This is a genomic window from Campylobacter mucosalis, from assembly GCF_013372205.1.
Taxonomy (GTDB): Bacteria; Campylobacterota; Campylobacteria; order Campylobacterales; family Campylobacteraceae; genus Campylobacter_A; species Campylobacter_A mucosalis.
On sequence record NZ_CP053831.1, the window covers coordinates 64742 to 89408 of the forward strand.

Annotated in this window: 26 protein-coding genes and 2 pseudogenes; 19 read left to right on the forward strand and 9 right to left on the reverse strand. The window is 35.3% G+C overall.

The genetic code is table 11. The features are described 5' to 3' along the window. Positions 1-29 precede the first annotated feature (29 nt). Positions 30-206: pseudogene (locus tag CMCT_RS00295) on the forward strand (type II toxin-antitoxin system HicB family antitoxin); the annotation flags it as partial. Between the two features lie 208 nt (positions 207-414). Here CMCT_RS00295 and CMCT_RS00300 read toward each other — a convergent pair. The 3 genes from CMCT_RS00300 to CMCT_RS00310 all read right to left on the reverse strand — a co-directional run bounded on the left by CMCT_RS00300 (position 415) and on the right by CMCT_RS00310 (position 1557). Further along, positions 415-609, reverse strand: coding sequence for a type II toxin-antitoxin system RelE/ParE family toxin (locus tag CMCT_RS00300; protein ID WP_034970282.1), 195 nt, complete (start codon positions 607-609; stop codon positions 415-417). After that, on the reverse strand, positions 603-863 hold the full coding sequence (locus CMCT_RS00305; protein WP_034970276.1) for a hypothetical protein: 261 nt from the start codon (positions 861-863) through the stop codon (positions 603-605). The genes CMCT_RS00300 and CMCT_RS00305 overlap by 7 nt, the downstream gene beginning before the upstream one ends. A 475-nt stretch (positions 864-1338) precedes the next feature. Continuing rightward, positions 1339-1557 carry a hypothetical protein gene (locus tag CMCT_RS00310; RefSeq protein ID WP_034970273.1) on the reverse strand — a complete coding sequence of 73 codons (219 nt, stop codon included), beginning with the start codon at positions 1555-1557 and terminating at the stop codon, positions 1339-1341. Between the two features lie 725 nt (positions 1558-2282). Between CMCT_RS00310 and CMCT_RS09260 the strand changes: the two are divergent. The 4 genes and pseudogenes from CMCT_RS09260 to CMCT_RS00330 all read left to right on the forward strand — a co-directional run. After that, positions 2283-2429: pseudogene (locus tag CMCT_RS09260) on the forward strand (type II toxin-antitoxin system HicA family toxin); the annotation flags it as partial. 162 nt (positions 2430-2591) lie between these two features. Beyond that, positions 2592-2840 carry a hypothetical protein gene (locus CMCT_RS00320; RefSeq protein WP_034970270.1) on the forward strand — a complete coding sequence of 83 codons (249 nt, stop codon included), beginning with the start codon at positions 2592-2594 and terminating at the stop codon, positions 2838-2840. Then, positions 2840-2986: a hypothetical protein gene (locus tag CMCT_RS00325; RefSeq protein ID WP_176324958.1), complete on the forward strand. Its 147-nt coding sequence runs from the start codon at positions 2840-2842 to the stop codon at positions 2984-2986. The genes CMCT_RS00320 and CMCT_RS00325 overlap by 1 nt, the downstream gene beginning before the upstream one ends. A gap of 29 nt (positions 2987-3015) precedes the next feature. After that, on the forward strand, positions 3016-3237 hold the full coding sequence (locus tag CMCT_RS00330; RefSeq protein ID WP_244948667.1) for an addiction module antidote protein: 222 nt from the start codon (positions 3016-3018) through the stop codon (positions 3235-3237). Between the two features lie 42 nt (positions 3238-3279). On the opposite strand, the gene CMCT_RS00335 is transcribed toward CMCT_RS00330, so the two are convergent. The 4 genes from CMCT_RS00335 to CMCT_RS00350 form a co-directional block, all read right to left on the reverse strand. Beyond that, on the reverse strand, positions 3280-3600 hold the full coding sequence (locus tag CMCT_RS00335) for a nucleotidyltransferase family protein (RefSeq protein WP_034970264.1): 321 nt from the start codon (positions 3598-3600) through the stop codon (positions 3280-3282). A 294-nt stretch (positions 3601-3894) separates the two neighbouring features. Further along, positions 3895-4185, reverse strand: a complete 291-nt coding sequence (locus tag CMCT_RS00340) for a hypothetical protein (RefSeq protein WP_034970263.1) — start codon at positions 4183-4185, stop codon at positions 3895-3897. A gap of 79 nt (positions 4186-4264) precedes the next feature. After that, entirely contained in the window at positions 4265-6277 is a 2013-nt protein-coding gene (locus CMCT_RS00345; protein ID WP_034970260.1) for a rhodanese-like domain-containing protein, read from the reverse strand. A gap of 53 nt (positions 6278-6330) precedes the next feature. Beyond that, complete coding sequence (locus tag CMCT_RS00350) at positions 6331-8325, reverse strand: cytochrome c3 family protein (RefSeq protein ID WP_176324959.1); 1995 nt, start codon at positions 8323-8325, stop codon at positions 6331-6333. Between the two features lie 436 nt (positions 8326-8761). Here CMCT_RS00350 and CMCT_RS00355 point away from each other — a divergent pair, with 436 nt between their 5' ends. The 4 genes from CMCT_RS00355 to CMCT_RS00370 all read left to right on the forward strand — a co-directional run bounded on the left by CMCT_RS00355 (position 8762) and on the right by CMCT_RS00370 (position 14217). Beyond that, the gene (locus CMCT_RS00355; protein WP_034970258.1) at positions 8762-9313 is read left to right on the forward strand and encodes a ribonuclease HII; all 552 of its coding nucleotides are present in this window, start codon (positions 8762-8764) and stop codon (positions 9311-9313) included. Between the two features lie 143 nt (positions 9314-9456). Beyond that, complete coding sequence (locus tag CMCT_RS00360) at positions 9457-12036, forward strand: EAL domain-containing protein (RefSeq protein WP_176324960.1); 2580 nt, start codon at positions 9457-9459, stop codon at positions 12034-12036. Positions 12037-12101: 65 nt separating this feature from the next. Next, complete coding sequence (locus CMCT_RS00365; protein ID WP_034970255.1) at positions 12102-13145, forward strand: PepSY-associated TM helix domain-containing protein; 1044 nt, start codon at positions 12102-12104, stop codon at positions 13143-13145. 49 nt (positions 13146-13194) lie between these two features. Then, positions 13195-14217 carry a ribonucleotide-diphosphate reductase subunit beta gene (locus CMCT_RS00370; RefSeq protein ID WP_169752661.1) on the forward strand — a complete coding sequence of 341 codons (1023 nt, stop codon included), beginning with the start codon at positions 13195-13197 and terminating at the stop codon, positions 14215-14217. A 28-nt stretch (positions 14218-14245) separates the two neighbouring features. Here CMCT_RS00370 and CMCT_RS00375 read toward each other — a convergent pair whose 3' ends face one another. Then, a complete protein-coding gene (locus tag CMCT_RS00375) occupies positions 14246-15016 on the reverse strand; it encodes a Fic family protein (RefSeq protein WP_034970252.1) in 771 nt (256 codons plus the stop codon). A 113-nt stretch (positions 15017-15129) separates the two neighbouring features. Here CMCT_RS00375 and CMCT_RS00380 point away from each other — a divergent pair, with 113 nt between their 5' ends. From CMCT_RS00380 to CMCT_RS00420, 9 genes are all read left to right on the forward strand, one after another. Then, entirely contained in the window at positions 15130-15762 is a 633-nt protein-coding gene (locus CMCT_RS00380) for a protein-L-isoaspartate(D-aspartate) O-methyltransferase (RefSeq protein ID WP_034970250.1), read from the forward strand. Positions 15763-16001: 239 nt separating this feature from the next. Beyond that, on the forward strand, positions 16002-16169 hold the full coding sequence (locus tag CMCT_RS00385) for a hypothetical protein (protein ID WP_169752659.1): 168 nt from the start codon (positions 16002-16004) through the stop codon (positions 16167-16169). Between the two features lie 10 nt (positions 16170-16179). Then, entirely contained in the window at positions 16180-16869 is a 690-nt protein-coding gene (locus CMCT_RS00390) for a disulfide bond formation protein B (protein WP_051654935.1), read from the forward strand. A 10-nt stretch (positions 16870-16879) separates the two neighbouring features. Continuing rightward, positions 16880-17773, forward strand: coding sequence for a hypothetical protein (locus tag CMCT_RS00395; protein ID WP_034970248.1), 894 nt, complete (start codon positions 16880-16882; stop codon positions 17771-17773). A gap of 20 nt (positions 17774-17793) precedes the next feature. Continuing rightward, complete coding sequence (locus CMCT_RS00400) at positions 17794-20085, forward strand: molybdopterin-containing oxidoreductase family protein (RefSeq protein WP_034970245.1); 2292 nt, start codon at positions 17794-17796, stop codon at positions 20083-20085. 1 nt (position 20086) lies between these two features. Continuing rightward, positions 20087-20641, forward strand: coding sequence for a 4Fe-4S dicluster domain-containing protein (locus tag CMCT_RS00405; RefSeq protein WP_034970244.1), 555 nt, complete (start codon positions 20087-20089; stop codon positions 20639-20641). A 12-nt stretch (positions 20642-20653) separates the two neighbouring features. Further along, positions 20654-21289, forward strand: a complete 636-nt coding sequence (locus tag CMCT_RS00410; protein WP_034970241.1) for a TorD/DmsD family molecular chaperone — start codon at positions 20654-20656, stop codon at positions 21287-21289. Between the two features lie 12 nt (positions 21290-21301). Further along, positions 21302-22180, forward strand: coding sequence for an NrfD/PsrC family molybdoenzyme membrane anchor subunit (gene nrfD, locus CMCT_RS00415; protein ID WP_034970238.1), 879 nt, complete (start codon positions 21302-21304; stop codon positions 22178-22180). Between the two features lie 69 nt (positions 22181-22249). After that, positions 22250-22843, forward strand: coding sequence for an effector protein (locus tag CMCT_RS00420; protein ID WP_034970237.1), 594 nt, complete (start codon positions 22250-22252; stop codon positions 22841-22843). On the opposite strand, the gene CMCT_RS00425 is transcribed toward CMCT_RS00420, so the two are convergent. Further along, positions 22835-23974: a hypothetical protein gene (locus tag CMCT_RS00425; RefSeq protein WP_034970234.1), complete on the reverse strand. Its 1140-nt coding sequence runs from the start codon at positions 23972-23974 to the stop codon at positions 22835-22837. The two genes, CMCT_RS00420 and CMCT_RS00425, sit on opposite strands and share 9 nt — an antisense overlap. Positions 23975-24087: 113 nt before the next feature. Here CMCT_RS00425 and CMCT_RS00430 point away from each other — a divergent pair, with 113 nt between their 5' ends. Then, positions 24088-24645, forward strand: a complete 558-nt coding sequence (locus tag CMCT_RS00430) for a hypothetical protein (protein WP_034970233.1) — start codon at positions 24088-24090, stop codon at positions 24643-24645. Positions 24646-24667 lie beyond the last annotated feature (22 nt).

The window sequence follows — 24667 nt, forward strand, 5'->3', positions numbered from 1 at the left end:
TTGCTTGCCACCTCGCGTGGCAGGTTTATTTAAAAGGTTGCGTTTCACAGGGCAAAACCTACGAAGAAGCATTAGTTAATATAAAAGAAGCAACAGAGCTTTATTTGGAAAGTTTAGATGATGATGAGATAATTTTGCTTAAAAATAAAATTTCATCAATCGTGCCAATCGAAGCAGCCCTAAAATACGGCGTTTATAAAAGGTAAAGTTTTATTTTTTAAGCTCTAAAAGCTTAAATTGCAAAAATCTCTTAAGATTTAAGATGTTTCACGCTCTTTTTAGATCGAAACTTAATTAAGGTTCAATTGTGAAACGCTATCAATCTTTATTAGTTTCACACTCCCATTCATTGGCTTTAAAAATGCCTAAAATGTAAATTTTTCATCCACTATCTCATAAGGTATCGTGTAGCCTTTAAAAATAAAATCCCTTTTTGCTATCATCATCAAAATATAAAGATTTACGATACATAAATGGGTTATTCTCTATATTTTCTAATTTTTTAATTAGCTCTGATATAAAATTATTTGCTCTATCCTTGCTGTCTTGCTTGATATAACCATATATGCGTTTTAGTTCATCTTTAAACTGACTTTTAAAGATTACCATTGTTCTATCTCTGTTTTTAGCTCGTTAAGCGTAATAACTCCTATCCCTTGCTTTGCTTCATTAGCTCTTTTGTGTAGCTCTTTTTTTAGTGTCTGTTCGCTTACGCTTTGGAGCTTACCATTTATCACTATCTGATAGGCTTCATCGTTTGCAATAGTTTCTAAAGTCTGATTATTTGCTTTTGCTAATGCCTTGCTTATCGCTAGGATTTGATTTATGAGCGTTTCATTTGCTCTTAGTGTGATTGTTTGCATATCGTGCCTTTTGTGTTGATTAGGCTATTTTAATACTTGGTAGCTTATGATTAGCTTTTTAGTTCATTTATAAAAGCCCCCTACGCTAAATATAGAGAGCTTTAAATCCCTCTCTTTGTTTTAATAGTGTCATTGTTTCTTATGTAAAGCTTAAAAAATGGCTAACCTTGATTTTAAGGTTAGGCTGGTTAAATTATCAATTAGGGGGTTATATTGAGAGTTGAATTGTAAACAACTAGGGAGTGCATTAAGGGGTCGAAAACTTAAAGTTGTTTGTATGTCTTAGCCTGTGTTCGTTGCTTGTAGCTTAGATTTGATAGCTTTGTGAGCTTTTTGTCTATTTACTGGTCTTGCTTTGTGATTTTCACGATATTATCAAAATCCTGACACGCCTGAAGTATTTGAGCCCCTATGCGTTCATTACGTGTCAAATATCTATCTTTTGCATTGTAGCCTATAATAGGGGCGGTAGCTTCTATCCTAAAAAGCTTTTGAGCCAGGCTGTTTTTAAATGCTTTATCATAAATGCAAATTTTAGCAAGGCTTGGCAGCCAGTCAAGGCGGTTAAAAGATACTCTAAGCCGTTTTGTAAAGCTTCGTATCTAATGACTTCTATTGGTTTAACTTGGTTTTTTAGGTGGATACAATCGCTTAAAAAATCGAAAAATATACTTAGATTTGTAACTCGCTCCATTTATTCACTCCTTTTTTTAAATTGTCAATGTAGTCGCTCCAAAATTGCATTAATTTAACCCTTTCGTCTAATCTTTGACTTTTATCGTATACGGCTTTTACTTCGTTTCGTTCTTTATGGTCCAAGCAAAGCTCTATAATTTTGCTATCTAGCTTATGCACTGGTATTAACTCATTTAAAAGCGTGGACGCTGTATGCCTTAATCCGTGAAATACTAACTCGCTGCCAAAACCGAGCCTTTTTATAGTCGATATAATCCCATTTTAAACATCTGACATTATTGGAGCGTAAAAAGGTATGCACTCCAAAAAGTAAAGCCATTTGAGTGTGTATCGAGCCGTTATAGCTCTCTAATGCTCGTAAAAAATCGCTTAACCTTGACGGCTCTTTTATGCTTTTATAGTTCGTTTGTTTTGAAGTTATAAAAACGTCGCTAAAATTTATCTCTCTTATCGGGTTAGTTTGGATATAGTCTTTTGTAGTGCGTTTTTGATTTATCGTTTCTTGGTAGCGGTAAACAAAGGTCTTGCTAAGCCCTTGCTTGGTGCGTGAGATATTAACGTATAAAAATGGAGTGGAGCTATCTTTTAAAAGCTCTCTATCTTTGTCTAGTGGTATTTTGTAGCGAGGTTCTTATAATTAAGGCTTTTAAATGCCTATATTTTAGAATATTATAAATCTTTACAATTCACTATATTTAAGCAAATATCATATAAAAATGGCTTTTGGAAAGTTACTATTTGCAAAATGGTTTTGTTTTTCTTAGACAAAAAGGAAACCATAAAATTTATTTTAACGGCACAATTAGACAAGTTTTACCACACCATGCAGGCGAAATTTTACACCCAAAAATAGTCAAAGAAGTTTTGAAAATATTAAACAATAAAACACTAAAAATGTTTCGCCCAGAAGCAAAACCTGCTAGTTTCGTGGCATTAGTGATCGCCACATCACGTGGCAAGGTTTTTAAATTTAGGGCATATAATATATAATTAAAAAACATCTCAAATGAAATGAAATTATAAGGATAAAAAATGAATGCCGTAAATATCAATATGACATTAGAAGCTTCAAATTTTGAAAAACTACAAAGCTTCATTTTTGAAATTGACCCAAGTGCTGAAATTAGAGTTTCAAATTTAGAATTTAACATAAATAAAGATGATATTAAAAACTTAAAAGAAGTGGTTGATAGAGTGCAAAACGGCACAGAAAAACTTTATAGCTCAGATGAATTTAAAGCTATGAGTAAGCAAAAATTAAAAGAGCTTAACGCATTATAATGCAAATCATCTATACCCAAAATTTTCAAAATCGATTTTTTGATTTATTAGCTTATATTGCAAAACACAGCCTGCAAAACGCCGTAAATTTTGAAGCTGAAATTGAAAAAGATGAATACGACTACAATGCAATTTTAAAGGATTAAAAACGGCGGATTCTCTTACGAATGATGAGATACGAAAAGAGCGTCTTACACAAGTATTAGCCGATGGAAATTTGGATGAGCTTAGACACGCTTTGTTTGACATTGCTAGAAGTCGTGGCATAGAAAATGTCGCTAAAAAGGCTAATTTAAACAGAGAGTTTTATAAAATGTTTCGCCCAGAAGTAAAACCACGCTTTGAGAGTATTTTTAAGGCTATGAAAGCTCTTGATATAAAACTTGCTTGTGTGTGAAAAAGTTATACTATAAGCTCTAGTCGCTGTAGAATATTTTTGTTATCTTGCATAGATAGCGTCCTTAAAGAAATCATCTTGCAGTTTTTTAGCTGATGACGTTGTGCATATATCGACTGACTTTTTAAATTTATTCGAAATTTTTAATCTCAATTTGTCAAGATATGCAAATGACCCAAGACCGCCAAATTTTTCTAAGAATTTGCTGTTGGTAAGTAGTATTATGTCGATGTCCGAGTTTGTATCTGCGTTATCTTTTGCATAGCTTCCAAAAAGCCCTATCTCGTCTATGCCGTCATTTTTCAATCTTGATTTCATTTTGGACATATAATCTAGTATAGTTTCTTTTGTCAAAATAGCCATATTAAGACCTTGCGTTTTTAACTACCGTATCAATCAAAGAGTATGCAAAAGCCACAATGCCAAATATAATCGCTGAAAATACTAAAATTTCCATTTTTTACCTTTGTATTATTTTGGCATTATAGCATTATTTAAAAGTGTATTACAATAAACCAAGTGGAGTTTGGCTATTTGGTGTAAATAGTTAAATTGTGTTTAAAAATTGCAAGTATTTCTATTGTGTCACTGCTTATTGAAAAAGGGATTGTGTATCCTTTAAATATCAAATCTCTTATGTTTTCCCTATTGATTGCTTCATTTTTGCGATATGAATATGGCATTGTCGGCATCAGAGTATTTTTTAGATAGGCGGTTAGAAATTTCATCGTCAGAGTAAAATTTCAACTCGCCATTATCAAGTCGCTTGACTATATTTTTTAATTTTATCGTATCAGCCCTGCTTAGCTCACTTTGTAAGGCTTCAACCATATCATTATCAAGCTCTATGACGTTAATCTTTTCGCCAAAGAGCTGTTTCATAGAATTTATAATTTCACTCGTTAAAATAAAACCATCTTTTGCTTGAAGCATAACTGCACTTGCCATTTTTGCCCCTTGTTTTTTCAAAATTATATCATCATTCGTAGGAAAATAAAAACCGACCCCAAGCGGAGTCGGCTAAATTTTACGCTAAAGCAGCGTATATCATCATAAACAAGAATACAAGCCCTGTTATTAACATCGCAAAACCTGCTAGTTTTGCTATGAGTAAATATGAGCTAGATTTTTCGTTTTTATCTTTTAGCTTATCTAGCATTTGGTTTTTAGCTAGACGCTCATACCATTTTAAACGCTCTTGTTTTATCTCTTCTTCTGTTAATGAACCACTAAAGATAACCATATCCATAGGGAAGCGGTCAGCCCTAAAGTGGGTATTAAAGAAGTGTATCGCAAAGATAAATCCAGTCGCAAGCAACGCCTCATCTGAATGCACAAGTGTGCTTAAATTTATCATCCAGCCTGGCATAAAACTTGCAAAGAACGTTGGGAACCATAGTACAAGTCCGCTAAATCCGATGATAAACATACCCCAGAATACTGCTAAGTAGTCAAATTTCTCCCAGTATGTCCAGCGATCAAATTGCGGTCGTTCGCCTTTGCCTATAAACCACATAAAGTGTGCTTTCATATCCCTAAAGTCTTGCATTCGTGGCATTAGCGAATCCGCGTCAAACAGGCGTTTAAAGAATCCACTACCCTTTCTGGCTTGAACGATGATAATCTCTGCTATATGGCTAAAGAATACAGCAAACATAACAACAGCTGCTACGTGGTGTATTAGCGTTGCCATCTCTATACCGCCCATTAGATCTATCATACCAAGAGCCCACGAAGAGTCGTAAAATTTCTGTGGCAAACCTGAGAATGCTAGTGCTAAGAAGCTTGATGCCATAAAGAAGTGCTGAATGATATGTAATGCACTAAAGCGTTTTACTTTAATGGCGTCATCGTGTCTTGCCTCTTTTGCTTTTTTCCAAGCCTCTGGATTTTCAAGCCTTGTTTTTATAAGCTTGATAGACCAAAGCAGAGTGTGTAAGCCAAAGAATGCAAATACTCCTATAACTAGGCAGGTCATAAATACATACGCTGCGTGAAGTTCTGGGAAATTTCTACTATCCGTATGGTCAGCGTGAGCTATGAAGCCTGTGAAATTTAGATTTGAATTTGGGTGGCACTCGCCACAAGTTTTTACGCGGTTGTCAACGTGAATTCTTGAGCGTTCATTATCAAGTGGCAACACATCGTGAGCACCGTGACAATCAAAACACGCAGCCACTCTAATAGCGTCCCCCGGGCTATTTAGCAGTAGTGCTTTGCCGTGAAATGTCCTATGATAAAGCTTTTGCTCTTTTTCGTGACAAGTACCGCAGTTTTGCTCGCTGATCTGTTTTAGATCTTTGCTTACTCCAGCTTTGTCAACTATGTGTATAGCGTGACAATCGGTACAATTAGGTAGCTTTTGCCCCTCTTTTAGCTCCTTTGTCATCTTAGCTGAATGCACACTCATATCAAAGTCTTTTTTTACATCTTTGTGACAAGCTTTGCAGTTATCATTCACAAATTCTTTATCTCTAAAGAGTTTTTCAAGCTCCTGCTTTGACGCAAAGATTACCTTTGGTGAGCTATGGCAGTCACGACAAGCTGGCATATTGTTTGCAAAATGAAGCCTTGAGTGAATACCATCGTGGAAATTTGTTATTTCCTTTTGCGTTAGTTTATCCGCCTTTTTGCTTGACTCGGTAGCTCTACCTGAGATTACCCAGCCCTCTATGCCTTCTGTGATGAGGTATAGATTTTTATAGCCATTTTTTTGTGCTATGAGTGCAATGTCATTTGCACTAAACGATGATGAGTTTTGTCCGTAAAAAACAAGTGTAGCCTCTTTATCTTTTGGTAACAAGCCCAAAGTTGTGTTCTCATCTACGTTTATAGCTCCTGGTATGTGCCTTAGGTTGTAATTTTCTTTTGTTGTTGTGTCAAGAAAATATACATTGTTTTGCTTTTTTAAATTTTCAGCTTGGCTCATACTAATAGGAGTCATACCATCTATACCAGTGTTTAAATCAGCCGGCATAGACGCAAAGGCACTAGAAAAACTAAAAGCAATAAAAATGATAAGTCGGGCAAATTTTAACATATAGCCTTTCTCCTTTCTTTTATTGTTTTAGGGGCATAAAGCCCCTTTTGTGCCTATTTGCTTTTACCGTCTATGATCTCTTGTGCGTGTTCTACATATACAAGAGCTTCATTGACTAGTTTTTGAGCATATTGAGGTCCGTGAACACCCCAAGAGCCGTCTTTTTTGAGTATATCTAGGTTATCTTGAGCCTGTTTTGCAAGGGTTAAGATCTTAGATTTTTGCTCTGTTGATAGCTTTTTGGTTTTATCATTTATGCCTCTATCTACTTTTCTAAGAGCGAGTTCAACCTTAGCATATCCCTCTTTTACAGGGTTTTGCCACTTCATAACATCGTTGTAAATTCCCTCTTGATTTGTGTAGTGTAGCTCTTTTGGCAATGTTGATTGTATCGCACTATGGCAACCGCTAGCACCTGGTTTTACTAGGTTTGGATCCTCAAACGCAGTTCTACCGCAACTCCACATTAAATCCACATAGAAGCGTCCATTCTCACGTGATAATCTCCAGCCTTTTGTCTTTTTAGGATCTCTATCTTTGCCCTCTGGAGGGTTGATTGATTTTTTATCTTTATCAACTAAAATTTTCCAAATATGTGAAGCACGAACGTTGTCAAATCCGCCGTGATCAGGGTCTTGGATAGCTGGGAAGTTTTCACAACTCATCATATTTGGCATGTGGCAACCCGTACAGTTATCTTTTGCGTGAGGACCACCAAATTTAAACATCTCTTTTTGTGGCTCGTGGCAGTCTTGGCAAGTTTTTTTGATATTGCTTAGAGTGTATGGATCTTTCCAGTCGTTTTGTGTGACTTCGTGTGGATCGTGGCAAGTAGAGCATCTGATGCCTTTGTCATAGTGGGCAGAGTTATAAAGCTGTGAGCCCTCTGTTCCGCAAGACGGACAAGCTGATTTAAAGTAAGAGTTAAACGGCTTACTTGGATTTATCTTGCTGTCATCTTCGTGATATTGGAACCTTTGGTGACATCTTTCGCAGTTACTAGGCATACCAGCACCCCTTGCACCATATAGGTGAGCACCTGCTCCGTGACACTCCTCGCAAGATATACCACGTGATATAGTGTGTTTTCTTAACTCTTTTGCGTTACCAAGCGCAGCAAAGAACTCATCTTTTGACTTAAAGTCAAATTTGAACGTATGGCAGACTTCGCAGTATGCACTTGCTGGTTGGAATTTAAATTTCTTTTGATAGCTAGCACCATAAGAGTTCATACCCCATATATGTGAGCCGTTTCCGCCAAAATCCTCCATTTTTGTAGGGAAATTTGGGAAGATTTTTTGAATTTCAAGAGATCTCTCAGGTGTTATGTATTTTGTCCAGTTTACTGAGAACTGGTTTCCGCCTGCTACGATTTTTGAATTTGGATCATCAAGTGTTCCGTCAATTACGTGGTATGTTCCACGCACTAGCCATTTATCTAAAAAGCCGTATTTTGTGCGAGGTGTTCCAATAATTCCGTATGTATCATCAGGACGTATGCCGGTTGTTAAGATAGGTGTGTTTGTGCCATACATACCTTGTTTTGGATCGCCATTAACCTCTTCAAGCTCCTCAGGCCATCTTATGGTCTTTGCGTGGCGTGATTTGCTCCAAGCTTCGTATTGTGCAGGGTGGCACTCGCCACATTTTTTCTCACCTACGAATTTGTTTGGAAAGTCAAGGAAGCTTTCGTAAGCCAAGCGATATGTAACAGCCGTAGGTCGTCCAACTTTCTGCGCATACTTTTTACCGCCACCAAAGTCGACAAACTCCTCATCGCGGTCAGAAATTTCATATTTGCCGATGAGTCTGCCCTCTTTTTCAAATTTAAATACTGGGTGATTTTGTTTTAAATACTCCCAATAGTCCTTATCTCCCTCAACCACGTCTAGTAGCGTTCGTGGTTTGTAACCATCGTTTTGAAAGGTTTTTTCAGCTTTATCGTCTTGCACTCCTGTTTGGTTTGCATTTAGCCCCAAACAAAACATTGAAGCACTGAGCGCAAAGATACAGGTTGAAAGCTTTAGGTTAAACCAACTCTGTTTCATAAAACACTCCTTTGATTGATTTTGAAATTTTTGGTAGAAGCTACCATTTAAGCACCTTTTTTACCTCCAATTTGTTTTATTAATGCTTATTAAATGCGATTTTAATACTTTATCTATAAAAGAAAACTTAATAAGATTTAATTAGTATTAAAATTTAAGTTTAGTATTTTTAAAATTTTACTTTGTTTTTACTTTAACAGCTTTAAAAATGCGTTAAATACGATATATTTACCATATTTTTACGTTGCAAAATAAATTTTTAGAAATTTTATAATAGTGTGTAAATTTTTCAATATTGATACTTCTATGATAAATTTTACTATTTTTCCTTAAAGTAAATTGATTTTAAATTTACGTTATTTTTATCTATGAGATGTAGAATTTTCGCATATTAAAAATTTTGTATTTTAGACGATTTACGCTCAAAGGTTAAAATTTGAAAAGTAAAATTTGCGGTATAGATGAGGCTGGGCGTGGATCTTTGGCTGGGCCATTGGTTGTTGCTGGTTGTGTTTTAAAAAGAGAGTTTGATGAGTTGGCTGACTCTAAAGAGCTAAGTGCTAAAGAGCGTGAGAGAATTTTTGCAAAACTTCAAAACTCATCTAAATATCTTGTTGTTTATTTTGATAATGTTTTAATAGATGAGCTTGGTCTTAGCGAGTGCTTGAGGCGTTCGCTTGAGTGTATAAAAAGATATTTTGATGGCTATGAGTTGCTTTTTGACGGCAATACAAACTATAAAACAGGCATAAAAACAATGATAAAGGCCGATGCTAAAATACCAGCAGTAAGTGCAGCAAGTATCATAGCTAAGGTTAGCAGAGATAGGCTAATGAGTGCTTATGACAAGATTTATCCAGGATACGGATATGCTAAACACAAGGGATATGGCACAAATGCACATATACAGGCTATTGTAAAACTGGGGCAAAGCCCGTTATCTAGGCAAAGTTTTAAGTTAAAGCCAAAGCAGGGGAGCCTTTTTTAAGGTTACGTGTAGTAATATTTTATTAAGTTACGTGATATTAAAAGGCAAAAATGGTATTTGACTCAGTAAAAGGCGGTAGTAAAACTATATCTAAATTTATAGCTTTAATTATAATTTTTATATCGTTAGTGGCAATGTGCTTTGTGAAGTTTTTTGACTTTTTGCAAATATATACAAATTTGGACGAGCAGGTCAAAATAAGGCAAAATGAAATTTTAATACAAAGAAAACAGAGCCTAAAAAACAACGTTTACGAGATGTATTACGACATTAACAAAACCTATCAAGACGAGCTAGTAAAACTACAATCTGAGCTAAAAAGCCAAATTTATAAAAAAATAAATTCTAATATAGACAGCTTAGATAAGCTAAAGTCCATACTTAAGTCGTCAAATTTTGCGTTTTTAACACCAAATGGTGAAATTTTATCAGGCAAGTTAGAGGCTAAATTTTTAGCACCGACTCTGCTTAGTATTGTAAATAAAGATGACGCTATTTTCGTGGCAGACGATAGTGTTATTTATGCTAGTTTTTACTATCCTTTAAATATCGTTATCGTTTATAAAACGGATTTAAGTACCTTTAATTTAAATTTCATCCAAAATTTAAAACAGCGACTACTTGCTAGTGATATGTTTTTGCTAAGCAAAGAGGGTTTAAAACAGAGTCAAATTCTACAAGGCAATGCTAAAATTAGCGAAGATAGATTTAAAAGCATTATGGGCTTGGTAAAAAATTCTGACAAAGAGGGCTTTTATGTATCTCCAAATTTAGATGATAGTGGCGAAGTAATCTTTGCAAAAGATATAAACGCATTCTCGCTAGTTTTGGTTGCTAGAGCTAGGCTAAGCGATATTTATAAAACCATCGCAGATGAGAAAGCCAAGCTAAATACTGAAATTTTAAATCAGCTATTTTTATCGATTTTTTATTTTATAGCACTTTTATCAGTCGTGGCAATACTGGCATTTTTTGTGAAAAAATGGCTCTCAGATCAGTTTGCTAACTTTTTAAACTACTTTGATAAAGGCGGAAATGAGCATATCTCAAAAGATGAATTTGACTTTGATGAGTTTAGGGTTTTAGCTAACAAAATCAACTATCTAGTCGATGAAAAGATATGCCAAACAAAGCAAAAAGAGCAAAAAGCACTACTTCTAAGCCAGTATGAAAATACTCTAAACAGCTTGGCTATGGTGTTTAAATTTGATGATAAAAATCGCATAATTTACGCAAACGACTCACTTTGTATGGCACTAAAAAAGAGTAGGCAAGATATAGTCGGTAGCGATATTAGCGTTATTTTTGATAAAGTTTACAAAGATGAGGTGCAGAAATTATATAGCGATATTAAAAACGCAAAATCTTGGAGCGGAATTTTAACCATAAACGCAAAAGACGCTCAAAAATATGCAAAAACTACGCTAACTCCGCTCGTAGATGTAGACGGCTTTTTGGGCGAGTATCTTGCGATATGCTATGATATAAGCGATTTTATGAGTCAGCAAGAGCAGGTTAAGAGACATTTAAAAGATCCGCTAACAAAACTGCCAAATCGCCAAGCACTACTTGATCGTATTGCAAATAGCGATGAATACGCATTTATATCGAGTTTTGATATATTAAGATTTAAGCACATAAATGAGTATTATGGCTTTGATATGGGCGATCGCATACTTTTAGAGGTAAGTCGTCGTGTGCTAGAGCTTATAAAGTTTAAACACCTTGAGCTATTTAAGCTTACAAATGACAACTTCGCACTGCTTGGTAAGCGACACAAATGGGACGCAAATAGCTTTAGTGCGTATGCGAGAAATTTGGTAAGCGAGTTTAAAAATAGACCTATTATTTTAGATGATGTCAAATTTTCAATCGGTCTTACGTTTGGTATCTCGTCTGAAGTTTCAAATCTTATCAGCTCTGAGATAGCAAAGGACTACGCAAAGCAAAATCGCGAAATTGTCGCCATTTTTGATGATAAAAAGGATATGTTGCTTCATACTATAAATCTAACTCAAACGATAAAACGTGCTATAGATGATGAACGTATAGTGCTTTATAAGCAGGGTATTATCGATAATGTTAGCAAAAAGACTATAAAATACGAGTGCTTAATTAGAATGATAGATGATGACGGCAAGGTTGTTTCGCCATTTGAGTTTTTAAATATCGCAAAACACTCAAATTTATACAAAGAGCTTACAAAGATTGTCATCACAAGCTCGTTTGAATATTTTTCAAAAAATGACTTTAGCTTTAGCATAAACTTAGCGATAGATGATATATTATCTCCTGAAATTTTGGAGTTTTTAAAAGCAAAACTAACTGCATTTAGCGGTATTGGAGAGCGTTTAACGATAGAAATTTTAGAAGATGAGGGGATTAAAAATTTCCAAAAGGTAAATCATTTTATCAATGAGGTTAGGAAATTTGGCTGCAAGGTTGCCATTGATGATTTTGGCACGAGGTATTCAAATTTTGAGTATTTGATGAAGTTAAAAGCGGACTTTATCAAAATAGACGGCTCTATGATAAAAAATATCGATAAAGATAGCGAGAGTAGACGAGTGGTTGAGCTTATGGTCGAGTTTAGCAAACGGCTTGGTATAAAGACTATAGCTGAGTTTGTCCACTCTAAAGATGTTTCAAGTATTATTAGCGACATCGGTATAGATGCTTCTCAGGGGTTTTATTATGATGAGCCAAAACCGCTAAGCGCTTGATTTAATAAAAATTTTACATTTTTTTACTAAAATTGCGTTTTTGAAAATTCATATCAAGGTTATCTGTGATTTTTAAACGCAATAAATTTATTTTTAATCTCCACTTGCTTCTTACGTTTTTGTTTGCCTTGCCTTTGCTTGTAGTCACACTTAGTGCACCATTTGCACAATACAGAAACGAGATTGCACAGCTTATAAATTCCTATAATGTTAATATAGCAAAAAGTGACGCCCCTTATCTAAAAATGAGTGAAATTTTAGCTAAATTTAGCCAAAATTTTGGCACTATCAACCTAGTTGCCTTGAATATACAAAGCGATAAAAACAAAGCGGTCAAAATATCTGTTTTAAATGATAAGCAACTTCAAAAATTTTTCATAAATCCATATAACGGCGAAGCTGTTTTAGAAAAAGGCTCTAGTGTTGCTAAGGCGATACTCTCTGTGCATAGAAATTTAGGACTTGGTTTGCTTGAAAGCAAGGAGCTTTTAAGTCTTGGTAAAAATATAGTTGCTATTAGCTCGATAGGGCTATTTGTGCTGATTTTAAGTGGTTTTTGGCTTTATTTGCCTACCATAAAAGGTGGCATAAAAAAGGCTGGAATTTTAAATTTTAAACGCAAAGGTTATGGCTTTTTGTATCAACTTCACGGAGTTCTTGGAATTTGGCTGTCACTTTTGCTTTGCGTTATGTGTTTAACTGGGCTTTACTGGTCTTATGATTTTGTTAGAAGTGGTGTAAATACGGCATTTGGCGTTGACGCAAAGCCTGGTAAAAAACCGCAACCTAATGCCATTAAGCTAGAAAATTTTAGTCAAATTGATGAAATTTTAACTAGTGTTACGGATTTTAAAACTCTAACGATTTACGCAGAAAATGACACTCTTAAGTTTAAAAAAGATAACAACACAACTTTAAAAAAACCGACAAATGGGCTAAAATTTCAAACTCCACGCGATGTTAGCAGATTTTGGCTTAGTATTCATCAAGGAAGTATATTTGGCGAAGTCGGTAGAGTGATTTACTCGTTTACTAGCACTCTTTTTGTGCTTTTTGTCATTACTGGTTTTATGATGATGTCGTGGCGTTTAAATAGACGAGCTGGTTAAAATTTATGTTTTTTAGATAAAATTAGCCAAATTTTATTAAGGAAATATGATGGATAGAAAGAGAATTTACAACCCAAGCTCAAATGAAACGCTTAATGATAGACGCGTATTTAACGGCAATCCACACGGAATTTTAAATTTTACAAAGGCAAAATATGAGTGGGCGTTAAAGCTTTGGGACTTAATGGAGGCAAACACGTGGTTTCCAAAAGAGGTTGATACAACCGATGATGTTAGGGATTATGCCTATAATTTAACCGAGGCTGAAAAGCGTATGTATGATTTGGTATGGAGCCAGCTCATCTCAATGGATAGCTTTCAGACAAACAACCTAGCCGATAATATAAATCCTTATATTACAGCACCTGAGATAAATGCCTGTTTGGCACGTCAAGCCTATGAAGAGGCAAATCACAGCAAGTCTTATGCGGTTATGGTTGAAGCGATTTGTGATAACACCGATCTGATTTATGAGATGGAAAAACACGATGAGGTTTTACGCGAGAAAAACGACTACATTTCAAGCGTTTATGAAGAGCTTGCTGGCGATGTAACGGACGAGAAGTTGCTTCTTGCAATGGTGGCAAATCAAATTTTAGAAGGTATTTATTTTTACAGCGGATTTACCGCGATTTATGCCCTAGCACGTGCTGGTAAAATGCTTGGTAGCGCACAAATGATACGCTTTATCCAGCGCGACGAGATCACTCATCTTTTGCTCTTTCAAAATATGATAAACTCAGTCCGCAAAGAACGCCCTGACCTTTTTACGCCAGAAGTTGAGACTAAAATTTATGATATGTTTAAAAAGGCTGGCGAGCTTGAAATAAAATGGGGCAGATATATCACGCAAAACCAAATTATGGGCTTTACTGATGATATTATTGGCGAGTATATCCATTATCTAATAGATCAACGCTTGGTGGCGATTGGCTTAAAGAGAATTTATAACGCAAAGCACCCGATAAAATGGGTTGATGACTTTGCAAAATTTAACGACCAAAAGTCAAATTTCTTTGAAGCAAAAGTTACAAACTACTCAAAAGGTAGTATAAGTTTTGATGATTTTTAAAACTTTATAAAATCTTTGTAAATCCTTTTTAAGGGTTTGCATTGATTTGTCTTGCAAAATTTAGTATAAAATTTATCGTATCTTTTACATTTTTTTGGATAAATTCCATAATTTTACTAAAATTCTCACTTTCACCTACGCTCTCTAAAGCCTCATAATACTCCGTCCTATCATCTTTTTTTATAATCGCCATAGGGTATCCAGCCTTAAGTAGCTCCGTATTTAGCAAAAGCCTTGCCGTCCTGCCATTGCCGTCGATAAATGGATGAATTCTTACAAATTTAGTATGAAGCACGGCTCCTCTTATTATCGGATTTAGATTTTGATTTAGTGCCTCATCGTGCCACACCAGCAAGTCTTCTATGCTCTTTTTTATCAAAAAAGGCGGAGTGGTTTGATAACTTGCTCCAGTTATAGTCACTGGCGCCTTTCTATAAATTCCTGCGTTATCTGAATTTTCGGTCCCCTTTAAAAGCAAGTAGTGAAAATCCAAAATATCTTTTTCACATAAAATTGACTTTTGACGTACTAAATTTTCTAAAAATAAGATAGCCTTTTGATGATTTATGATATCTAAGTGATCCTTAAATGGCTTTCCCTTTGCCGTAAGTCCATTTTCAAGCAAAACTTTAGTTTCGTATATGGTTAGGGAATTTCCCTCTATTGCGTTACTCTCTTGATTATAAACAAGCATTAAATGCCTCTTTAGAGAATTTGCGGTTTCTTGTGGCAGGGGTCTATAATTATCAAGCTCTCTTTTTAGCTCTTTAAGCTCGTTATCTATTTGATAGTCATACATTGTCATTTCTCTTGAAATTTTACCTTAAATTGTATCGTATTCTAATTACATTTGTGTTTTTTGTAAGGTTGTTTAAAGTAAAATTAGCATTTAAATTTTATTAGGATTTGATTTTGACGAGTTTAGAACAGGTAAAATGTAAGGCACTGGCTGATGATATTGCAGATAATGTGGAGCTAACTCCAGCCGTGTTTGACGCATTTGCAAATACTCAGCGTGAAATTTTTGCCCCTGTTGCTCGTTACGCTTATAGTTTAGACGCACATCCAATAGAGGGCGACCAGTGGATTAGCTCACCCCTGACGGTTGCAAAGATGACATTAGCACTAGAGTGTGAAAATGTCGATAACGTCCTAGAAATCGGCTGTGGCAGTGGCTATCAAGCGGCGATTTTATCAAAACTGGCTCACAGAATTTTTAGCGTGGAGCGGATACAAAAACTAGCAAATGAAGCTAAAAAACGCTTTGAAAAAATTGGTATAAAAAATATTCACGTTCGCTTTGATGACGGAAATATCGGCTGGATTAAGTATGCACCTTATGAGCGTATAATGCTTAGCTGTGCTTGTAAAGTCGTGCCAGATAGGCTTTTTGATCAGCTAAAAGAGGGCGGAATTCTCGTAGCTCCCGTAGAAAAAGACGGCAAACAATACATCTGCAAATACACAAAAATAGACAACAGCATAACAGAATACGTGCTAGATCAGTGCTATTTTGTCCCACTTCTTGACGGCACTCAATCTTAAACACTTACTTTATTAACTAACAATTTTTTGTTTTATTTATACTAGACTTTTTATTATTTTTATAAAAATATACTTAAAATATAAAAAAATAATCCATAAAATATCTTTTTTGTAGAAAAATTTTATAAAAATAAGTATTTTTTATACAAAAAATTATATTTTTTATTTTAATTTAATAAACAAAGTTATATTATTTTCTTAAATAAGCTTATTAACAAATCCAAAATAAAGGATAAACAATGGAGTTTTTACAATTAGTTTTATTCTTTATCTCGGCTCTTGTGATGTATATAAGACCTGAGAAAAAGGGAGTGGCGGTGTCTTGCGCGATTGTTGGATGTGCTTTGTTGGTCGTGCTTGAATTTTATGTGAATTTATGGGTTGTTATGCCTATTGGAAATTTATAAGGAGTCGGTTATGCAAGAGAGTGAAAAAAGCTTTTTTAATCTTATGTCGCTAGCGGTCATAGCACTTATACTTTTGCCAGTTGGTATAGCTTGTGTTGTGCTTGGTTTTGGTATGGATGATAGTCCTTGTGTTATGTGTTGGGCTGAGCGTATTACGATGATAGCCATTGCGTTAATCGCACTTTTAATGGTTAGATATGGCATTAAGCGAAGCTATCTAGCGGCTCTTATACTTATGGCGTGTTGGGGGCTTTTTAACGGATTTATACATTATAGTATAGACGGGACATTTGGTGGATATCTTGATATAAAGCAGGGTTTTGGTTTGGAAATTTTAGGTGCACATACTCAGTTTTGGGTAATGGTTGTTGATTTTTTTGTGCTTGTGTTTTTAGCAATCATTTTGCTATTTAGTAAAAATTTGGGTGCCATAATGCAAAAATCTGAAGAGGGCAAATACGGCAAATTTTTAGCCTATCTGCCACTTGGCAAATTTGCAAATTTGGTATTTTTAGTCATAGTTGGTGCTAACTGCATTCAAGCATTTATCACATCAGGACCACCACCTTATTTTGGCTCATCTACGCCACCACGTATGAGTATGGATACTAGCAAGTGGTTTTGGGAGATGGATCACTGGCAGAGTGGATTAGATTTTAGATTTGACTGGAACCCAAAGCTTCCAGACCTAGCAAAGTAAGGAGCAAACAATGAAAAAATTAGTTACATTTACGCTTAGTGCTATCTTTGCTTTTGGCTTTGATTTTAATCCCGACTTTAATGCTGGTGCCGTAAAAAACATCAAAGATTTAGGTGCTTCTAGTCAAAAGATTGCCATAAAACTAGAAAATGATAATGCACTAACTGGTGCGGATTATGATGCTAAGAGTGGTAAATTTGCAGTATCTTCAAATGACAATGAGTTTTACATACTAGATACAGACTTTAAACCGCTTAGATATGGCAAACACGACAGGCATTTTATAATGGAAATGGAAGACACTGTAGGTGCTACTTGGTATAAAAACGAAGTTTCAGTCATAAGCTACAACAAAACATTTGTATCATACGAGCCAGTTGATATTAGCGATAAAGATGAGCAAAATAGCCAGTGGCGACACCTTATAAGCGGATATGATAAGTGGAGGCTAAATGACTTTGGCAACAAAAATCGCTTCTTTACGCTTAGAGCAAAACAGCAGTTTATACTTGACTTTGACTATGATGAGGCGAGTAATAAATTTTTAATCGCATCTGTGCCAAATGATGTTAGAGCTAACTGGTCGGTTGGTGTTTTTGATGGCGATGATAAGATGATTTTAGAGGAATTTGTGCCAAGCTTTGGTGCAAATTTACAGATAAAAGATAATAGAAATTTAGATGATTACTATATCACTGGCATTGAGTTTAGTGGGGATTTTGCATACCTGCTTAGCAAAAACTATTCAAGCATTTTAAAGCTAAATTTAGCCACAAAACAAATTGATGAAGTTTTTGGTTTTAGTGGTGTTTTAAACCCAAGAGCTATCACGATAAAAGATAATAAATTTTATATCTTTTCAAGAGAAGGTAAGCAAAATTTAGTTTTTGTTTTTGAAAAATAGACCTTAAAAAGGAGATAAATATGCAAAGACGTTCGTTTTTAAAAGGTGTTGGTGCAGGTCTTGCAGTTGCAGGGACTGCTCCAACGCTGTTTGGAATGCAGCAGTATGAAGTGGATTTTAATCCAAAATCATACAAGGGCGATGAAAACGTAGAGTATCATCACCTAACCTGTCCTAGAAACTGCCGTGACGCTTGTGCGTTAATCGCTGAGGTAAAAGACGGCAAAATGGTTGGCATAAAGGGCGATCCAGCTCATCCGCTTACTCAAGGAACCGCCTGTGTTAAAGGTCATACTTACGCTATGCACCTTTATAACCCAGATCGCATTATGTATCCGATGAAAAGGGTTGGTAAAAAGACTGAGGGCAAATGGGAGCGTATAAGCTGGGATCAGGCTTTAAAAGAGATAGCCGCAAAGCTTACTGATATAAAGGAAAAATTTGGCGGCGAGGCATTAACTGAGTTTGTTTATTCAGGCAACGAAGGTCATATCTCAAAGACTATTTCAAGTGGAAATTTCTTTGAAAAATACGGTGCAACCAGACTTGTTAGAAACCCTTGCGACTGGCCACGATATGCTGGAACACCTAGTGTTATAGGGACTGATTACTCAAAAGACGCACTTGAAGTAGATGAGTCAGATATGTATATAAGCTGGGGTTCAAATGAATCATACACCGCTGTTCACTGGGTTAGATTTGCTCACAGGGTTAAAAAAAGAGGTGGCAAGATAATCGTAATAAACACCATACGTGTGCCTTTGGCAAATCAAGCTGATATGTTTATACAGCTAAAACCATCAAGCGATCCAGCATTTTGTTTGGCGGTTTGTAAGGTTTTAATAGAAGAGGATCTTTACGATCACGAATTTGTAGAAAAATACACTATGGGTTTTGAGGATTTGGTTAAAGAGTGCTCACTATATACTTATGGTGAACTTGCTGATATGTGTGGTGCTAGTGTTGATCAAATCAAAGTTTTCGCACGTGAATACGCTCACGCAAAAGCTCCTGCCATTATGCACGGAGATGGCGGACAAAGGCACTTTAACGGTGCAAGGCTAGTGCGTGCTGTTACGTTTTTGCCTGTATTAACTGGCGCTTTAACTAAACTTGGTGGGGGACTATTTTGGGCTTATGTTCACGTAAAAGGGTGTTTTAACTTTGATAATTGTATGCCTGACTTATCGCCAAAAGATAAAAATGGCAACAAAATTCAAAGACAAGAGATTAGCTATGTTGAGTTTGGAAAAGGGATACAAAAAGAGGGTGCGACATATCTTGATAAACCAGTTCCAGTGCCTATAAAAGCCTGTATCCACTATAACTCAAATATGATGGTTGTCGCACCAAATACAAATTTAATCAAAAAACGCATTATGGACGATGACTTTTTCTTAGTGGTTATAGACCCTTATGATATAGACACTTGCGATTACGCTGATTATGTGTTGCCTGGCGTTACATTTATGGAGAGTGAAGATATACAAAATGACCAAATTTCAGGCTATGTTTGTTACAACGCACAAAGCGTAAAACCTCTTGGAGAGGCTAAGACAAATTTAGAGTTCTTTAACGCTCTTGCAAAGGCTATGGGCTATACAGAGGAGTGCTTTAATTGGGATAGCGAAACTGTTTGCAGACGCTTTTTGGATACTGAATTTGCTAAAAAGCAAAATATCACCTATGAAAAGCTTAAAAAGATTGGTTGGATAAAACCTCACAGAACGCCTGAAAGCATGAAAGATCAGTTCCCATACTACCCTTATGCACCAAAAGATAAGCTGGTATTTGGCACACAGAGCGGTAAATGTGAGCTTTATTCTAAAACGTTTAAAGACGCTGGATATCATCCTGTTATAGATCTTGGCGATGATTGGGATTACTATAACCAAAAATTTGGTAAAGATTACATCAAAAAATATCCGCTTTATTTTATGACTCCAGGAACACAGCTTCAAGATAACTCAAACTGGGGAAATATGCCATATATAGTAAAACGTGTTATCGTAAAAGGAAACGCTGAGTTATTTATGACAAAAGAGGATATGGACGCTAGGGGCATTAAACACGGCGATACAGTTGAAGCGACAAATGAGAAAGGCACAGCGGTATTTACAGCGATAGAAACAAACCAAATGCAACCTGGAATTTGCTATGCTTGGAATAACATTTGGGTTAAAGTAACAAAGTCAAGAACAGGTGCAAATATGCTTTGTTCTGACGGCGTAAGCGATCTTGGCAACGGCTCTACTTATACTGCTACATTTGTAGAAGTTAAAAAAGCTGCCAAACAAGAAGTAGGAGCGTAAAATGCAAAAGAGAAAACTTGGATTTTTATTTGATTACAATTTTTGTATAGGTTGTTTAGCTTGTGAAGTGTCTTGTCAGGTTTATCACAACCAACACCCAGATATAAACTGGCGTAAAGTGGATAATCTTTTGATTAATGAAGATGGAATTTCAAAAGATATTTTCATCTCTCACTCTTGCCACCACTGCGACAATCCAGCTTGTATGGATGTCTGTCCAGTTGGAGCTTATATCAAGCTAGATAATGGCGTAGTTCAGCCACTTCACGATAAGTGTATTGGTTGCGGATATTGTATGCTAGGTTGTCCTTATGGTGCGATTACTAAAGGCTTTGACGGCAAGGCTCAAAAATGTAATCTTTGTGCAGAAAAGTTAGAGCGAGGCGAACAACCAGCTTGTGTTGAAGGCTGTCCGTGTGGGGTTTTAAAGCTAGTTGATACCGATGTTAGCGATAGCGCAGGTATGAATAAAGAGATGCCAGGCTTTAAACACTTCTTTACCAAGCCAAATATTCGTTTCTATCCTAGAATGAAGCGAAACGAATTTATCCATTAATAAGGATACAAAATGGAAATTTTAGCTCAAAACACTATAAAAAATAGTCTTTTTGTAGAGGATTTTTTAAGGCGTATATTTTTACAAGAGCTTAAAAAGCAAGAATTTAGCGAAATTCTAACGCTATGTGAGGAATTTGAGCCTAAATTTAAAGAACACGCTTTTATAAAAGAGCTTTGTAAAATCTCTACCGATGATATATTGCTTGATGATTTAAGATATGAGTTTAACAGGCTTTTTGTCGGTCCTCGTCGCCCAAAAGCACTACCTTATGAATCCACATATTTTGACTATAAAAATATGTTTGGCACACAGACTTTTGAGGTTAGAGAGTTTTATAAGAGAGCAGGGCTTAGGGTAGATGATGAGCAGTTTGATAAATTTCCAGATGACTATATAGGATTTGAGCTTCAATATCTTTATTTTATGAGTTACAATATGCTTTCTTGTGCGGATGATAAGGCAAAATTTGAAGAACTAGCAGAGCAAAAAGCGGAGTTTGTTAGTTTGCATACTATGTGGTTTAGAGATTTTGCTAAGGCTTCATCAGAAGCTACAAAGCTTGTTGTATGGAAGTATTTTGGGGAGTTTTTAAATTTATATCTTGAAAATGAGATTGTAAATTTAGCCCCATTTAGTAAAAAGTAAAAAGGAAAGACAATGTTACAAAATACTTGGGGATGGCTGATTGTCGTCTATCTATTTTTGGGTGGTCTTGGCGCTGGGGCGTTTGTGGCTTCGGCACTTGCGTATAAGGGAGTTTTTGGCAAGATAAATGAGAGATTTTATAAATTTGGATTTTTGTTAGCACCAGTTGCTGTTGTGATAGGAACGGCACTTTTGTTGCTTGATTTAGCACCAAGTGCAGCTATAAATCCGCTTAAAATCATAAATTTATACACCGAACCTACATCTATGATGAGCATAGGAACGTATCTGCTTACATTTTTTATAATCATAAGCGCTCTTGTGTATTTTAAAGCGTTAAAAGAGGGCAAAATTTGCGATCATATGCTTATGCTTGGTATCGTTTTAGCCTTTGGTGTTATGGGCTATACTGGACTGCTTTTATATGTGGTTAAGGCAATTCCGCTTTGGGCTAGTATTTGGGTGCCAGTAATTTTTGTCATATCAGCACTCTCAACTGGCATAAGTGCAAATGCTATCGTTACTTTAAACGCCGGACATTCGCTCACTCATAGTGTGCATAAATTTCACACTATCTTAGTGGCTTTTGAAATTTTTGCGATTATTATGTTATTTGGTATGGTTAGTAGCGAGGCTGCCGGTTTTGCTAGTATTAAGCACATAACTGCTGGAAGTTTGGCTTTTGTATTTTGGATAGGATTTGTAGGACTTGGTTTGCTTGTGCCACTACTTAGCGGTGCAAATTTATTTTTAAATAGAGCTTGTGCTACTAGTGATGGCAGTGTATGTCAAGTGGAGGCAAAAGGCAGTGTTGCTAGTGAAATTTGCGTGTTAGTTGGCGGTTTTTGTTTAAGAGCATTTATGATTTTTGGTGCTTTTTATATTTTTTAAGTTTCGTTTTTCCCTTTAAATTTAGTAAGGTAGGGTATAATAGCCCTACCTTTTTTTATGGAGTTTGGCTTGAAGTTTAGTCTATTTAGGGAGCGTAATTTTGCAAATTATAACTTTTTTGAAGCAGATGAAAAGAGCTATAAGGATTTTATAAAATTTGCATTTGATGAGTTTAGGCTTAAAAATACCGACACTCCTTGGTATTTAGCACTAGATGACAAGGTTTTTAACTCATATCCAAATTTTACACAAAAGCACCAAATTTGCATATCTCACGTAGATTTTAAAGATGCGATTTTTCAGTTTAGGATTAGCTCTGAAAATAGTGTAAATTCACTTGGCTATAGGCTTTTTATAAACCTTGATGGCGTTCATAAAGATTTTGTTAGTAGCGATATCACACAAACCGATAAGGTTGTCATTAAGATAAAAGATGAAATTTTAAAAGAGTTTGATTGTCTTTCAAAATGCGGTTGGTGGATAACTGACGTTTGGCGTGATATGTTTGAAATAAAGCAAGACAGCGATAGTTTTGATTTTATAAACGAGATTTTAAGTCACGATTATACGGCTGAAATTTTAAAAATCAACCAAACTCTTTTTAACGCACAAATTAATGGCGAGTTAGATGATTTTGTAAGCAAATTGGCTGTTTTAGATTAGACAGCTTTTATCCGAGTGATACGAAGTAAGTCCATAATCAGGCGACTCGACATCCCAAAGGTCCAAATTTGCCCTTTTTGAGATGATATACTCAAATCCTTTTTGATTTAGCTCTACGTGGATAGTGAAATTTTCGCTACTTTTACTGCACACTATGCTTTCAAAAAAGTGCGAGAAATACTCAATTTGTGAATTTTCTTGCTGAACTGACCTGTTTAGCATAAGTTCTAAGTTACTTAGTGCTTTAAATACAGCCTGCGATGACGAAAATGAACCAAATCTTTCGTAGTAGGTTTTTAAATTTTTATCGTTTAAGATTATGTTTTTTGTGTAGTTTTGCGTTACTTGCGAGTATATGATTGAGTAAAGCATTATAAACGCATTTTGATTTTCTGCTGATTTTAGCTCGGCATTTTGTGTGACTACAAAGCCGTCTTTTACGCAGTATTTTTCATTTTTATAATAAAATTCCAAATTTGTAATCTCTTGCTCAAATCTCTTTTTTCTACTAAAAGGAATGTAGTCAAAAACTCCCATTTTATCAAGTATAGCAGAGCTTTTTACGCCACCGTCAAGTTCGTGTTGCATAAAATACCTAATAAAACTACCCTGTTCAGCCTCAAAGCTATTTAAATACTCAATCTTATCAAGATAGTTGCAACGATATAGTTTTACAAATTCTTGATTTAAGGTTATCGTTATCTCATCTGGTATATCGCTGTATTTTTCACTCTCTTTTGTGCTGATGTGAGATATTATGTTTAGTGATTTTTCTATCTTATCTTTGACAAAAATGCTAATTTTTACCTGCTCTAACTCGTGCAATCTTTTTATCGTTTCTGTCGCACTTTTTGTTATATCGGTTTTAAATTTCTTAGCAAGTTCGGATTTTTTTATGCTAAATGAAAAGTCCATATTTTTTAGCTTATTTTGCGAATACAAAATATAAAGACACTCCTCATAAAGCATAAGGTGCGAGTATGTCAAAAATATGTTGTCAATAACGATGTTGTAGTAGCATCTTGTTATGGAGTAGCGTCTATTATTTTCTAAAAAATCGGTATATACTTTCCCGCTATTGTTTGGGTAAATTTTAAAAACATCATAAGATTCTAAAAAGATATTTTCCATAGTTTTATGCCTCTTTTTTGTAAAAATATTATATTTAAAAAACATTAAAAATTTTTAAAATTTTAAGTTTTATGGTGCTAAAATGGATTAATTTTATTTTTTAAGGGGAGAAAATGAAAGGTAAAATTTTATGTTTGGCGATTGCATTTTTATCTGCTAATGCTTTTGCTCAGTTTATGCAAAAAGATACGACATCTAGTGGTGTAAAAATAGACATTTTAACTCCAGTTGAAGTCGTTAAAACTACTGATAAAACCGCAAATATCAAGATAAAAGGCGTGGTGTCTGAAAACCATAAAACGCAAATTTTAAAAAGTATGAAAGAGCCACAAATTTACGCTACGTTTGATAAAGAGGATGATAAGAATTTCAAGATTATCAAAAATTTAGAGGATGATTATGGCGAAATTTGGTATGAAGTAGAAGGCATTTATGAAGTTGATAAAAGTGCTATCACTAACGATAAAAACGCACTTTATGAGAGTGCAAAGAAAATTTATGAAGAGAGCTGTTCGGCTTGTCATAGGCTTCACGAGCCAGAGAGCTTTACGGCTGCTCAGTGGCCAGCAAATATCAAAGGTATGGTTGATGCTGGATTTATTGCGCTTGATGAGAGTAGCTTAAATTTAGTCATAAAATTTTTACAACACAATGCGAAGAAAAGTGAATAAAAATCTTTTTATAGGGGAGAAA